Annotated in this window: 13 protein-coding genes; 3 read left to right on the top strand and 10 right to left on the bottom strand. The window is 73.5% G+C overall.

From position 1 onward, the window contains the following. Window positions 1-21 precede the first annotated feature (21 nt). Genes ACIBW6_RS24290 through ACIBW6_RS24280 form a run of 3 tightly spaced genes read right to left on the bottom strand, consistent with a single transcriptional unit; the run spans window position 22 to window position 2,808 of the window. Window positions 22-714, bottom strand: a complete 693-nt coding sequence (locus ACIBW6_RS24290) for a response regulator (RefSeq protein WP_399062934.1) — start codon at window positions 712-714, stop codon at window positions 22-24. 38 nt (window positions 715-752) lie between these two features. Next, window positions 753-2,003, bottom strand: coding sequence for a MacS family sensor histidine kinase (macS, locus tag ACIBW6_RS24285; protein WP_399062932.1), 1,251 nt, complete (start codon window positions 2,001-2,003; stop codon window positions 753-755). A gap of 34 nt (window positions 2,004-2,037) precedes the next feature. Then, complete coding sequence (locus ACIBW6_RS24280) at window positions 2,038-2,808, bottom strand: lysophospholipid acyltransferase family protein (protein ID WP_399062930.1); 771 nt, start codon at window positions 2,806-2,808, stop codon at window positions 2,038-2,040. A gap of 197 nt (window positions 2,809-3,005) precedes the next feature. Between ACIBW6_RS24280 and ACIBW6_RS24275 the strand changes: the two genes are divergently transcribed. Further along, complete coding sequence (locus tag ACIBW6_RS24275) at window positions 3,006-3,824, top strand: alpha/beta hydrolase (RefSeq protein WP_399063113.1); 819 nt, start codon at window positions 3,006-3,008, stop codon at window positions 3,822-3,824. Continuing rightward, on the top strand, window positions 3,817-4,491 hold the full coding sequence (locus ACIBW6_RS24270; RefSeq protein WP_399062928.1) for a hypothetical protein: 675 nt from the start codon (window positions 3,817-3,819) through the stop codon (window positions 4,489-4,491). Before ACIBW6_RS24275 ends, ACIBW6_RS24270 begins: the two co-directional genes overlap by 8 nt. A 77-nt stretch (window positions 4,492-4,568) precedes the next feature. Here the strand turns inward: ACIBW6_RS24270 and ACIBW6_RS24265 are convergent, their stop codons facing one another. The 6 genes from ACIBW6_RS24265 to ACIBW6_RS24240 all read right to left on the bottom strand — a co-directional run bounded on the left by ACIBW6_RS24265 (window position 4,569) and on the right by ACIBW6_RS24240 (window position 9,390). After that, the gene (locus ACIBW6_RS24265; protein ID WP_399062926.1) at window positions 4,569-5,312 is read right to left on the bottom strand and encodes an endonuclease/exonuclease/phosphatase family protein; all 744 of its coding nucleotides are present in this window, start codon (window positions 5,310-5,312) and stop codon (window positions 4,569-4,571) included. A gap of 71 nt (window positions 5,313-5,383) precedes the next feature. Next, entirely contained in the window at window positions 5,384-6,337 is a 954-nt protein-coding gene (locus ACIBW6_RS24260) for an ROK family glucokinase (protein WP_356495416.1), read from the bottom strand. A 65-nt stretch (window positions 6,338-6,402) separates the two neighbouring features. Beyond that, the gene (locus ACIBW6_RS24255) at window positions 6,403-6,861 is read right to left on the bottom strand and encodes a DUF5304 domain-containing protein (protein ID WP_399062923.1); all 459 of its coding nucleotides are present in this window, start codon (window positions 6,859-6,861) and stop codon (window positions 6,403-6,405) included. Between the two features lie 79 nt (window positions 6,862-6,940). Further along, entirely contained in the window at window positions 6,941-8,038 is a 1,098-nt protein-coding gene (locus ACIBW6_RS24250; protein ID WP_399062921.1) for an ArsA-related P-loop ATPase, read from the bottom strand. 54 nt (window positions 8,039-8,092) lie between these two features. Continuing rightward, a complete protein-coding gene (locus tag ACIBW6_RS24245; protein ID WP_399062919.1) occupies window positions 8,093-8,548 on the bottom strand; it encodes an SRPBCC family protein in 456 nt (151 codons plus the stop codon). Window positions 8,549-8,628: 80 nt separating this feature from the next. After that, the gene (locus tag ACIBW6_RS24240; protein WP_399062916.1) at window positions 8,629-9,390 is read right to left on the bottom strand and encodes a metallophosphoesterase; all 762 of its coding nucleotides are present in this window, start codon (window positions 9,388-9,390) and stop codon (window positions 8,629-8,631) included. A gap of 320 nt (window positions 9,391-9,710) precedes the next feature. On the opposite strand from ACIBW6_RS24240, the gene ACIBW6_RS24235 reads away from it, so the two are divergent. Next, window positions 9,711-11,507: an AMP-dependent synthetase/ligase gene (locus ACIBW6_RS24235; RefSeq protein ID WP_399062914.1), complete on the top strand. Its 1,797-nt coding sequence runs from the start codon at window positions 9,711-9,713 to the stop codon at window positions 11,505-11,507. Window positions 11,508-11,819: 312 nt separating this feature from the next. Here ACIBW6_RS24235 and ACIBW6_RS24230 read toward each other — a convergent pair whose 3' ends face one another. Then, the gene (locus ACIBW6_RS24230) at window positions 11,820-12,971 is read right to left on the bottom strand and encodes a glycosyltransferase family 4 protein (RefSeq protein ID WP_399062912.1); all 1,152 of its coding nucleotides are present in this window, start codon (window positions 12,969-12,971) and stop codon (window positions 11,820-11,822) included. Window positions 12,972-12,983: the final 12 nt, after the last annotated feature.

Raw genomic sequence — 12,983 nt, 5'->3', positions numbered from 1 at the left:
GAGCAACTGTCCCGCGCGGGGTCACTCGTCGTCCAGACCCCGTTCGATCGCGTACCTGACGAGCTCCACGCGGTTGTGCAGCTGGAGCTTGCCGAGGGTGTTCTGGACGTGGTTCTGCACGGTGCGGTGCGAGATGACGAGGCGCTCCGCGATCTGCTTGTAGCTCAGCCCCTTGGCGACCAGGCGCAGCACCTCGGTCTCCCGGTCGGTGAGCCGGGGCGCGCCGGGCTCGTCGGTGTCCGGGGCCGGGGCCGGTTCGCCGGCCAGCCGCCGGTACTCGCCGAGCACGAGACCGGCCAGGCCCGGGGTGAAGACCGGGTCGCCGGCGGCCGTCCGGCGCACCGCGTCGACCAGCTCCTCCGTGGAGGCCGACTTCAGCAGGTAGCCGGTGGCGCCGGACTTGACCGCCTCCAGCACGTCGGCGTGCTCGCCGCTCGCGGACAGCACCAGGACCCGCAGCGCCGGGTCGGCGCCGACGAGTTCCTTGCAGACCTGGACACCGGGTCTGACCGGCAGGTTCAGGTCGAGGACGAGGACGTCGGGGGCCGCGGCCCGGGCGCGGCGCACCGCCTGTTCGCCGTCGCCCGCCGTGGCGACGACGTCGAAGCCGGCCGCGGCCAGGTCGCGGGCGACGGCGTCGCGCCACATCGGGTGGTCGTCGACCACCATGACCCGGACCGGGGCCCCCGTGCCGTCCGTGCGCGGTGTGCTCATCGCCGTGCTCCTGCCTTCCCCCGTGCCGTCCATGCCGCTCACTTCTCCTTCGGTACGTTCAGTTCGACCTCGGTGCCCTGGCCGGGGACCGAGATCAGCTCGGCGGTGCCGCCGATGTCGCGCAGCCGGCCCCGGATCGACAGGGCGACGCCGAGCCGTCCCTCGCCCTCGGCCTGGGCGAGCCTGCCCTCCGGGATGCCGGGCCCGTCGTCCCGCACGGTCACGGTCACCGCGTCCGGGGCGTCCTCCAGCAGGATCCACGCCCGGGCGTCCGGGCCCGCGTGCCGCCGCACGTTGTCCAGGGCGGCGCCGACGGCGGCGGCCAGCTCGCGGGCGGCGGCCGGGCGCATCAGGACCGGGGTGCCCGGCTCGGCGAAGGTGACGCGGGCGCCCGCGTGTCCGGCGAGCAGGGTCCGCAGGTCGAGGGGGCCGGACCGGTCGCCCCCGGCCCCGCCGGCCCCGCCGGGTTCGCCGGGTCCGTCGGGTCCGTCGGGTTCATTGACGGACCGCACCACGGCGCCCTGCGCGGCGTCCTCGGAGACCCGGGACCGCGGCGCCAGGCCGCCGGTCACCAGGGTGCGCAGCGCCGCCTCCTGCTCGCCCGCCATGCGCCCGATCTCGGCGGCCTCGCCGCCCAGCGCGTTGCCCCGGCGCTGCACCATGGCGAGGACCTGAAGGACGCTGTCGTGGATGTCCCGGGCGAGCCGCTCCCGCTCCCGGGTGGCGGCCTCGATCTCCAGGGCGCGGGCGAGGGTCCGCTCGGAGGCGCGGGCCACCTCGACGACGTAGCCGATGGCGATGGACGCGATGCAGACGAGCAGCACGTTGTGGATCATGCTGCGGCTGAGGCCGCCGCGCTGGATCACGTTGGCGACGCCGATGAGCAGGGACGCGGAGGCGGCCCAGCGCCAGCCGCCCTTGAGCGCCCAGGCGAGGACCGCGCCCGCCGTCCAGATCGAGGGGAGCGTGGAGCCGCCGGTCACCGCCCGCTCGTGTCCCGCGACCGGGGAGAGCAGGATGCCCGCGACAGCGATCGCCAGGTCTGCGGTGAGGAACGGCTTGGTGCAGCGCGCGGCCCCCGACACCTGCGGCAGGGTCGCCAGCGTCCATCCGGCGAGGACCGCGAAGTAGGCGACGGCGATCCACGGCCGCTCGTACACCTCCCAGGCCGAGGCGAACAGCCCGATGGCGTAGACCATGGTGAGCAGCCGGTAGCCGCGCAGCGCGCGCCACAGCGGCTGCTCCACCGACATCCGTACGACCCGCTCGCGCCTGACCGTGCTCCCCATGTCCCCCGCCCCCGTACCACCGCGGGCGACGCCGCTAGGCGCCGTCCCGCTCCTGGTGGGATTCCTTCCCGGCCTTCTCCTGCCCGGCCCGGGCCGCCTTCTCCGCCTTCTCCGCCTTCGCCGCGTCCGCGATCTTCCGCTTGGCGGCCGTCGCGTAGATGTCCACGTACTCCTGGCCGGAGAGCTTCATGATCTCGTACATGACCTCGTCGGTCACCGCGCGCAGCACGAACCGGTCGCTCTCCATGCCCTGGTAGCGGCTGAAGTCGAGCGGTTTGCCGATGCGGATGCCGGGGCGCATGAGCTTCGGCATCACCTTGCCGGGCGGCTGGATCTTCTCCGTGTCGATCATGGCGACCGGGATCACGGGCGCGCCGGTGGCCAGCGCCACCCGGGCCAGTCCGCCCGGCTTGCCGCGGTACAGGCGCCCGTCGGGCGAGCGCGTCCCCTCGGGGTAGATGCCGAAGAGCTCGCCGCGCTCCAGGACGTCGATGCCGCTCTTGACGGCGGCCTCCCCGGCGCCGCGCGAGCCCGAGCGGTCCACCGGGAGCTGTCCGACGCCTTTGAAGAAGGCGGCCGTCAGCTTGCCCTTCACGCCGGGCGTCGTGAAGTACTCGGCCTTCGCGATGAAGGTGACCTTGCGGTCCAGGACGGCCGGCAGGAAGAACGAGTCGGAGAAGGAGAGGTGGTTGCTGGCCAGGATCGCGGCTCCCTCGGCGGGGACGTTCTCCATGCCCTCCACCCACGGCCTGAAGCCGAGCCTCAGCGGCCCCCCGATGGCCACCTTCATTGCGCCGTAGATCAACCCACTGCCTTCCCTCGTCCGAGATTCAGACCTTAACCCGCGGGGCCGCTCAGGAGCCCGACGACCCTGGTCGGTGTCAGTCCGGTCGCGTACGGTGAGGGGCAGATCCCGCCGCGCGTCCGTCCAGCAGCCCGGGCGGGAACCAACACCCCCCTGCCCCACCACCAGTAGCCCTTTTCACGAACTGGAGACCGATGGTGCCGGTCCTTCCCGGAGCCGAGCCGTACCGCCACGAAGGCGGCGAGGTCGGCGTCCTCCTCTGTCACGGCTTCACCGGATCCCCCCAGTCGCTGCGGCCCTGGGCCGCCTACCTGGCCGGGCGGGGCCTGACCGTCTCGCTGCCGCTGCTGCCCGGGCACGGCACCCGCTGGGAGGACCTCGCGGTCACCGGCTGGCAGGACTGGTACGCGGAGGTGGACCGGGCGCTGCGGGAGCTCACGGACCGCTGCACGCAGGTCTTCGTCGCGGGCCTGTCGATGGGCGGGGCGCTCGCGCTGCGGCTCGCGGCGCACCACGGCGACCGGGTGGCGGGGCTCGTCCTGGTGAACCCGGGGATCAAGGTGCACGGTCTGGCCGCGCACGCCCTGCCGGTGGCCCGGCACGTCGTCCGGACGGTCCCGGGCGTCGCCGACGACATCGCGAAGGAGGGCGCGCACGAGCTCGGCTACGCCCGGGTGCCGCTGCACGCCGCGCACCAGCTGCGCCGCTTCTTCCGGCTCGTCGACCGCGACCTGCCGCAGGTGACGCAGCCGGTGACGGTGCTGCACAGCCCGCAGGACCACGTGGTGCCGCCCGCCGACTCGGCCCGCGTGCTGAGCCGCATCTCCTCCCGGGACGTCACGGAGATCCTGCTGGAACAGAGCTACCACGTCGCGACGTTGGACCATGACGCGGACCGGATCTTCGAGGAGAGCTACGCGTTCATCGACCGGCTCGCTCCCAGTGTCGGCAAGATCCCCAGCGAGGGCGTGAGCGGCCCCGGCGAGGGCGCGGAAGGGACGGCCAGCAGTGGCTGAGCAGGAGCGGCGGGAGCCCGGGAGCCCCGACAGCCCGGACGGCGGTGCGGGCCGCGAGCCCGAGGTGTCCGGTGCCGGGCAGTCGCCGCCGGACCCGCAGGAGGAGGGCGCGCTCCCCGTCGACGAGGACGCGGTGTGGGCGCAGATCGTCGCCGGGTACGGGGAGGAGCCGCCGGACCCGCCGGGCGCGAAGCCCTTCAAGTCGGTGGAGGACCTGGCGCTCCTTGACCCGCAGACGAACGCGGTGCCGGGGCGGGAGGACCGGGAGAACCCTGACGAGCAGGCCGAGCGACCCGCGGCGGACGGCAGGAGCCCGCTCGGCTCCTCGGTCTCCTTCGCCCCGGGCGTCGGTGGCGCGCCGGGCCCCCGGGACCACACGGTCGCGGAGCCGTCCGACACCGACTTCGACGAGGACGACGAGGGCCACTTCGTACCGCCCGAGCCGCCGCCGCTCCCGGAGAGCGACGTCACCGCCCGGTTCGCGTGGCTGGCCGTGCTCGGCGGCCCGGTGCTGCTGCTCGTCTCGGTGCTGCTCGGCTGGTCGATGACGTGGTGGCTGGCGACGCTCTGCATCGGCGGTTTCCTGGGCGGCTTCGCCACCCTGGTCGGCCGGATGAAGTCGGACGAGGACGAGGACGACGACCCGGGCCGCGGCGCCGTGGTCTGAACGGCGACGCACGGCGCGGGCCCGGCCGGGGTGCTCCCCCAGGGCCCGTTCCGTGCGCCCGCCCCGCTCCCGTCTCCTCAGGCCGCGGGGATGCGCAACGCCGCCAGGACCGGGAGGTGGTCCGTGGCCGCCCGCAGCTCGTGGGCGGGCAGGCCGGGCGGGACCCCGCAGCCGAGGATCTCGATGCCCTTGGTGGCGAGGATCGCGTCGATGCGCTGGTGCGGGTCGGCCGGGGTGGAGGTGTACTCGGAGCCCCAGGGCCGCACCGCCCAGGCGTCGTTGAGGGCGGCGGCGAGCCGGCGGAAGGTGCGCCCGTCCGGGCGCTCGTTCAGATCGCCGCCGACGACGGCGTGCTCGACGCCCAGCGCCTCGACCTGGTCGAGCAGCAGGCCGCCCTGGGCGTACCGCTCGTCCTTCTGCAGGCTCAGGTGGCAGCTGACCACGCCGAGCCGGACGCCGCCGAAGCGGACGACGGCGGTGGCGAAGCCGCGCCGGTGCAGCCCGGGGGTGAGGGGCAGCAGGACGTCCTCGGTCCGCTCCACCGTGGCCCGCAGCGAACAGAGCAGGGCCGGGCCCGCCGCGCTGCCGCCGCCGGAGAGGATCACCAGGTCGGCGGCGCGGGCCAGCCGGGCCAGCTTCTTGCGCCAGCGGAAGAACCGCGGCGCCTCCTGGACGAGCACGAGGTCGGGGGCGCAGGCCTTCATGACCCGGGCCAGCGCGACGGGATCGTCGCGCATCGAGCGGATGTTGTAGCTGAGGACACGGATGACGGCCGAACCGTCGGCCTCGGTAAGCGAGTTGGGGAGCGAGCCGGAGTCCATGGCGATCAAGATACGCCGGTGCCCGCCGTCCCCGGGGGGAACGACGGGCACGGCGCCGGTACCGCGTGTCGTCACATGACGGGATCGGGCTCGCGCGCGAGGTCCGCGGCGCCGACCATGCCCGCCTTGTTGCCGAGCTGGGCGGCGATGACGTCGGCCACCGGGCGCCAGTTCCCGCCGACCAGCCAGCGCTTGTACGACTTGCGGATCGGGTCGAGGACCAGCTCGCCCTCGTCCGACAGGCCGCCGCCGACGATGAACGCCGAGGGGTCGAAGAGCGAGGCGAGGTCGGCCAGGCCGGCTCCGGCCCAGCGCGCCAGCTCGCGGTAGGAGTCCACCGCGACCAGGTCGCCCTCGCGGGCGGCCGTGGAGATGTGCTTGCCCTCGATGCCCTCGGGGGTGCCGTCGCCGAGCGAGAGCAGGTACTCCGCGTTCTCCGGCGTCGCGTTGGCGCGCTGCTTGGCGTAGCGGACCAGGGCGCGGCCGGACGCGTACTGCTCCCAGCAGCCCTGCGAGCCGCAGCCGCACAGCAGGCCGTCCGGGACCATCCGGATGTGGCCGAACTCGGCGGCGACGCCGAAGTGGCCGCGGCGCAGCTTGTTGCCGATGATGATGCCGCCGCCGAGGCCGGTGCCGAGCGTGATGCAGATGACGTTGCGGTGGCCCTTGCCGGCCCCGAACTTGTACTCGCCCCAGGCCGCCGCGTTCGCGTCGTTCTCCACGACCACGGGCAGGCCGACGCGCTGCTCGACCTTCTCCTTCAGCGGCTCCTGGCGCCAGTCGATGTTCGGCGCGAAGTACACGGTGGAGCGCTGCCGGTTGACGTAGCCGGCGGCGCCGATGCCGACGCCGACGATCTCGTGCCCGGCCCTGGCACCTTCCACGGCCGAGGCGATCGCGTCCACGATCCCGTCAGGCGTGGAAGGCGTCGGCACCTTGAACGTGGAGAGGATGTTGCCCTCCTCGTCGACCACGCCGGCCGCGATCTTCGTACCGCCGATATCGACGCCGATGGTGAGTCCCATGAATCCCTCAGTTCGGTCGAGCCCCGCTACGGCCCACCGTACCTGAGGGGCCCCCGCCGCCCGCCTCAGTCCAGGTCGATGTGTTCCCCGTCGGGGCCTTCGTCCCGGGTGGTCCCGGGGCGCTTCGGGCCCTGCGGGGAGCGCTGGGTCCAGCGGCTCTCCTGCGTCTCCACGGCGGACCGGTAGGCGGCGAGCAGCTCGGAGCCGGCGGCGGCGAGGTGGTCGAAGACGCCGGAGTTGCGCTCGATGACCGGTTCGACGGCGGCCCGGGCCTGCCGGACGACCTGCCGGGCCACCTGCTCGGCGGTGCCCTGCGCTACGGCGCCGAGGAACGGGGCCTGGATCCCGGCCAGCTTGTCGCTCACCGCGTCCATGAGCCGGCGCAGCTCCTCGGCGGCCGAGCCGGGCGGTGTCCCGTACGCGGCCTTGCGGCGGGCCTTCTCCGCGGCGAGGTCCTCGGCGCAGGCCTGCTCCCAGGCGTCGGCGTCGACCTGAGGTGCGGGCTGCTCAGTGGCTTCGCTCATGGCGGCTGACTCCTGCGGAGAGCTGAACGGGGTGCGGTGCGATGACGTCTTCGACGGTACCCGAACGGACGCGGCGCCTTCAGGGGGTGCGCGGCCACAGATCCGGGTCCGGCGCGAACCGCACCCTCAGTTCGCCGTCGACGAGCCCGGCCCCGGCCACGGTGCAGCGGCGGGGCGCGGAGGGCAGCGGGACGACGCGGCGGAACGGTCCGGCGCCGACGACCAGCTCGTCGCCGCGCCGCACCAGGGTCAGCTCCTCGCGCACGGCGCCGGGCAGCGGGATGCGCCAGAGCAGTACGCCGTCCTCGGCGAGCCGGTCCTCTACGGGCCAGGGGACGCGGGGCGCGCTCGCACCGGGCGGCGGCACGGCGAGGTCGGCGGGGAGCGGGTCGTGGCCGAGGTGCGGTATCTCGTACGCGTCCTGCCACGCGGCGACGGTCTTGCGCTGGCGGGCCGCGGCGTCGGCCAGCCAGGGGTCGGCGGAGCCGTCGGGCCAGACGCGGTTGGCGATCAGCGTCTCGGTGCGCAGCCCGTGCAGGCTCAGCCCGAGGCGGGTGGTCCGCAGGATGCGGTCGGCGGCCGGGGTGGGTTCGGCGACGAGGCGCACGAGCGTGGTGTCGGCGTCGATCACGGCCTGGGTGGCGGCGAGTTCGGCGTCCCAGCGGGCCGCGGTCTCGTAGAGCCACTCCGCGGGCATCGGTACGCCCGCGAGCCGGCCGAGGACGGGGCGCAGGGCGCGGGCCGCCTGGCGTTCGGCGGGCAGCAGGCGGCGCAGGTAGCGGCGGAGCTGGCCGGGCAGGGCGAGGACGGCGACGGCCCGGGGGGCGGGCGGCAGGTCGACGACGACCAGGTCGTGGGGGCCTGCGGCGCTGTCCCGCAGGGCGCGCAGCAGCGCGAGTTCGTCGCTGCCGGGCAGCGGGGTCAGCTCGTCGGCGTCCAGCCGGGCGGCCCCGAGCAGGTCGAGCGCGGAGCGGGCCCGGTCCTGGAGGGCGAGCAGGTCGTCCCGGAAGTCGTCGGCCGGGGCGAGCCGGGTGACGGTGACGCCGGGCGGCTGAGCCAGGTCCTCGCCCGTGATCAGGTGCGTGCGCAGCCCGTCACGGGCGGCCCGCAGGGCGGTGGCGGCGGCGACGGTGGTCCTGCCGGAGCCGCCGGGACCGGTGACGAGAAGGGTGCGCATGGCGTCCGAGGCTACTGTGCCGGGGCCACGGGGGTGCGCCCCGCATCCCGCTTCTCAGTCGCCGGCGGAGTGCGCGGTGCCGGACTCGACGCGCTTCTTCAGGCCGGCCAGCGCGCGGTCGATGATGACCTTCTCGGCCTTGCGCTTGATCATCCCGAGCATGGGGATCTTCACGTCGACGGTGAGGGAGTAGGTCACCTCGGTGCCCGTGCCCGCGGGCCTGAGCAGGTACGAGCCGTCGAGCGAGCGCAGCATCTGGGACTTGACGAGGGTCCAGGACACCTCGTCCGGGCCCGTCCAGGTGTACTTGAGGGTCTGGTCGTCCTTGATCGCGCCGGCGTCCATGACGAGCCGGACCTGCTCCGCGCGGCCCGCGTCGTCGGTCGCGAGGACCTCGGCCTCCTTCACCTCGCCCGTCCAGTCCGGGTAGCGGGCGAAGTCGGCGATCACTCCCATGACGTCGGCCGGTGCCGCCTCGATCGTGATGCTCGAGCTGGTGTGTTCCGCCATCGCGGTGGCTCCTCCAGATGCGGTCCGGCGTGCAGGGGCGTGTCTCGCGTGCAGGCTATCGCGCGCGGGCGGCGGCGCCGTCACCACTCCAGGGCCCAGGGCCGTCCCGCGCTCGCGAAATGGCCGACGTTCACGCACTCCGTGGTGCCGATCCGCATGCGCCGGGTGAGCGGCTGGTGGACGTGGCCGAAGAGGCTGTAGCGGGGCCGGGTGCGGTGGATGGCCGCCAGGACCGCGCGGCTGCCGCGCTCGAACCGGCGCGCCACGGTGTCGTACACCAGCTCGGGGACCTCCGGCGGGATGTGCGTGCACAGCACGTCGACCTCGCCCACGGCCTCGATCTTGGCGGCGTACTCCTCGTCGTCGATCTCGTACGGGGTGCGCATGGGGGTGCGCAGGCCGCCGCCGACGAAGCCGAAGACCCAGCCGCCGATCTCGGCCCGCTGGCCGTCGAGCACGGTGGTCCCCGGCCCCGCGTACTCACTCCACAGGTGCGGGATGTCGACATTGCCGTAGGTGGCGTACGTAGGAGTGGGGAAGGCGGCGAACAGCTCCGCGTACTGCTTGCGCACCGCTTTCTCGATGGCGGGGCGGCGGTCGACGCCCGCCCAGAGCCGGGCGCCGAGCGCGCGGGCCTCCTCGAAGCGGCGGGCCGTGCGCAGCTCGACGAGGCGGTCGGCGTTCTCGGTTCCGAACAAGTCGGGAAAAATGCCGCGCGAGTGGTCGGCGTAGTCGAGGAAGAGGACCAGGTCACCGAGGCAGACGAGGGCGTCGGCACCCTCCCCGGCCCGTGCGAGGTCGGTGGAGTTTCCGTGCACATCGCTGACCACATGTACGCGCATGCGATCACCCTAGGACGGTGGCCCTAAGGTCGGTAGAGGGGGCCGGACCTGCGGTTACTTCCCAGTCGCGAAACACGTCGACTACTGTGCGCTGTGCACCGCCGTGACGTGTGACGCAGCGAACATCTGGCCTGGACCCCCTACCGAAAAAGCCATACCGGTGGGTAACGTCCGGGCAGTCCAGTCGTGCTCAGTTCAAGCAACGTGTCGGTCGGCAGCACCGCGTCCGCCGACCGGGTCCTGAGCACCTGCCCGATCTTGGACCGCACCGACGCATCGCACAGAGTCGTGGCGCCGGCGCCTTATGAGGAGCAGCAGTCTTGCGCGAGTTCAGCCTTCCGGCTTTGTACGAGGTCCCCGCGGACGGCAATCTGACCGACATCGTCCGCAGAAACGCCGCGCAGCATCCGGACGTCGCCGTCATCGGCCGCAAGGTCGGCGGCGCCTGGACGGACGTCACCTCCGTCCAGTTCCTCGCCGAGGTGCGGGCCGCCGCCAAGGGCCTCATCGCCGCGGACGTACGGCCGGGCGACCGGGTCGCCCTCATGTCCCGCACCCGCTACGAGTGGACGCTGCTGGACTTCGCGATCTGGAGCGCCGGCGCGATCACCGTCCCGGTGTACGAGACCAGCTCGGCCGAGCAGATCCAGTGGATCCTCGGCGACTCCGGCGCCGTCGCGGTCCTCGTCGAGTCGGCCGCGCACACCGAGGCCGTCGCCGCCGTCCGCGACCGGCTGCCGGAGCTGCGGCACGTCTGGCAGATCGACGCGGGCGGCGTCGAGGAGCTGAACCGCACCGGCGCCGAGGTCACGGACGCGACGGTCGAGGAGCGCAGCGGCACGGCCAGGGCCGACGACCCGGCGACCATCGTCTACACCTCCGGCACCACCGGCCGCCCCAAGGGCTGCGTGCTCACGCACCGCAGCTTCTTCGCGGAGTGCGGCAACGTGGTGGAGCGGCTGAAGCCCCTGTTCCGCACGGGCGAGTGCTCGGTGCTCCTCTTCCTGCCCGTCGCGCACGTCTTCGGCCGCCTGGTCGAGGTGGCCTCGCTGATGGCGCCGATCAAGCTGGGCCACGCCCCGGACATCAAGCACCTCACCGACGAACTCGCCGCGTTCCGCCCGACGTTGATCCTGGGTGTGCCGCGCGTCTTCGAGAAGGTCTACAACTCGGCGCGGGCCAAGGCCCAGTCCGAGGGCAAGGGCAAGATCTTCGACAAGGCCGCCGACACGGCGATCGAGTACAGCCGCGCGCTCGACACTCCCAAGGGTCCGTCACTCGCCCTGAAGCTGAAGTACAAGACGTTCGACAAGCTCGTCTACAGCAAGCTGCGCGCGGTGCTCGGCGGCCGCGGCGAGTACGCGATCTCGGGCGGCGCCCCGCTGGGCGAGCGCCTCGGGCACTTCTTCCGCGGCATCGGCTTCACGGTCCTGGAGGGCTACGGCCTGACCGAGTCCTGCGCCGCCACCGCATTCAACCCCTGGGACCGCCAGAAGATCGGCACGGTCGGGCAGCCGCTGCCGGGCTCCGTGGTCCGCATCGCCGACGACGGCGAGGTCCTGCTCCACGGCGAGCACCTGTTCACCGGGTACTGGAACAACGAGGGCGCCACCGGCGAGGCCCTGGCCGACGGCTGGTTCCACACCGGTGACATCGGCACGCTCGACGAGGACGGGTACCTGCGGATCACCGGCCGTAAGAAGGAGATCATCGTGACGGCCGGCGGCAAGAACGTCGCCCCGGCCGTCATCGAGGACCGCATCCGGGCGCATGCGCTCGTCGCGGAGTGCATGGTCGTCGGTGACGGGCGGCCGTTCGTCGGCGCGCTGGTCACCATCGACGAGGAGTTCCTCGGCAAGTGGGCCGCCGACCACGGCAAGTCCGCGGACGCGACGGTGGCGTCCCTGCTGGGCGACGCGGATCTGCTGGCCGCGGTCCAGGCGGCCGTGGACGACGGCAACGCGGCGGTGTCCAAGGCCGAGTCGGTCCGCAAGTTCCGTGTCCTGGGGGCCCAGTTCACGGAGGAGTCCGGGCATCTGACGCCCTCGCTCAAGCTCAAGCGGAATGTCGTGGCGAAGGATTACGCGGACGAGATCGAGGCGATCTACCGGGGTTGAGGCGCGTCACCGCGCCGCGGGGGTGCGGGTCCGGTACGCGGGTGCGGCCCGGTGGGGCTTCTCGCGCAGTTCCCCGCGCCCCCGAGATGCGCACTACGTGCGCCATCTCATCGGGAAGCCGCGGCGAGGCCGCACGCTTCGGAGGAGCTCCGGCGAAGCCGCGTGCTTCGGAGGACCTGCGGCGGCGAAGCCGCGTGCTTCAGGCAGAAGCTGAGACGAGCCGCATGCTTCAGGGGCGCGGGGAACTGCGCGAGAAGCCCCACCGGCCCGCGGCCGCGAGACAACCCACCCCGCACCCCGACGGGCGCTGCGCTACAACAACCCCCGCAACCGCTCCGCGAGGAGATCCCACCGCCACCGCTCCTCGACCCACGCGCGGCCACGCTCACCCATCCGGCGCCGCAGCTCCGGGTCCCCCAACAACGCCACGATCCGGTCGGCCGCCTCCTCGGGCGCACCCCCGCGCACGACCCACCCGGTCTCCCCGTCCAGGACCGCGTCCGGCGCCCCGCCGGAGTCCCCCGCCACGACCGGCAACCCCGTGGCCGACGCCTCCAGGTAGACGATCCCGAGCCCTTCCACGTCCAGCCCCCCGCGCCGCGTCCGGCACGGCATGGCGAACACGTCACCGGCCCCGTAGTGCGCGGGCAGCTCCTCCCACGGCACCGCCCCGGTGAACCGCACGGAGTCCGCGACCCCGGTCTCCTCCGCCAGCGCCCGCAGCTCCTTGCCGTACGGGCCGCCGCCGACGACCAGCAGCACCGTGTCCGGCACGGCCGCCAGGATCCGCGGCATCGCGAGGATCAGCGTGTCCTGGCCCTTGCGCGGCACCAGGCGCGACACGCACACCACGACCGGACGCTCCGTCAGCCCCAGCCGGGCCCGCACCTCGTCGCCGCCGGAGCCGGGGTGGAACGTCTTCTCGTCGACCCCGGGCGGGAGTTGGACCATCCGCGCGGCCGCCGCCGGCGTGAGCGCCGCCGCGATCCGCTCGCGGGTGTACTCGCCGAGGTAGGTGATCGTGTCCGTCGACTCGCCGATCCGGCGCAACAGGCTCCGGGCGCCCGGGAGCTGGGCCCAGCCGGCCTCGTGCCCGTGGGTCGTGGCGACAAGCCGCCGCGCCCCCGCCCGGCGCAGCGCGGGCGCCATCAGGCCGAGCGGCGCGGCCGCCCCGAACCAGACCGACGTACAGCCGTGCTCCTTCAGGAGGCCCACCGCGCGCCGGGTCACGCCCGGCGTCGGCAGCAGCATCGTCGTGCGGTCGCGTACGACGGTGAACGGCTGCTCCGCGTCGAAGGCGGCGGTCGCCTCCGCGCCTTCCCTGCCGCGCTTCCAGGTGGAGGCGTAGACCACGAGCCGGTCGGGGTCCAGACGCAGCGCCATGTTGTGCAGGAACGCCTGGATGCCGCCGGGCCTGGGCGGGAAGTCGTTGGTGACGACCAGCGTCTTGTTCGTCGTGTGCATCGCCGCTGACAG

This window comes from Streptomyces sp. NPDC049813, assembly GCF_044465085.1.
Classification (GTDB): Bacteria; Actinomycetota; Actinomycetes; order Streptomycetales; family Streptomycetaceae; genus Streptomyces.
Note: the sequence above shows the minus strand (reverse complement) of the source record. Positions and strands in the feature narration are given on the sequence as shown.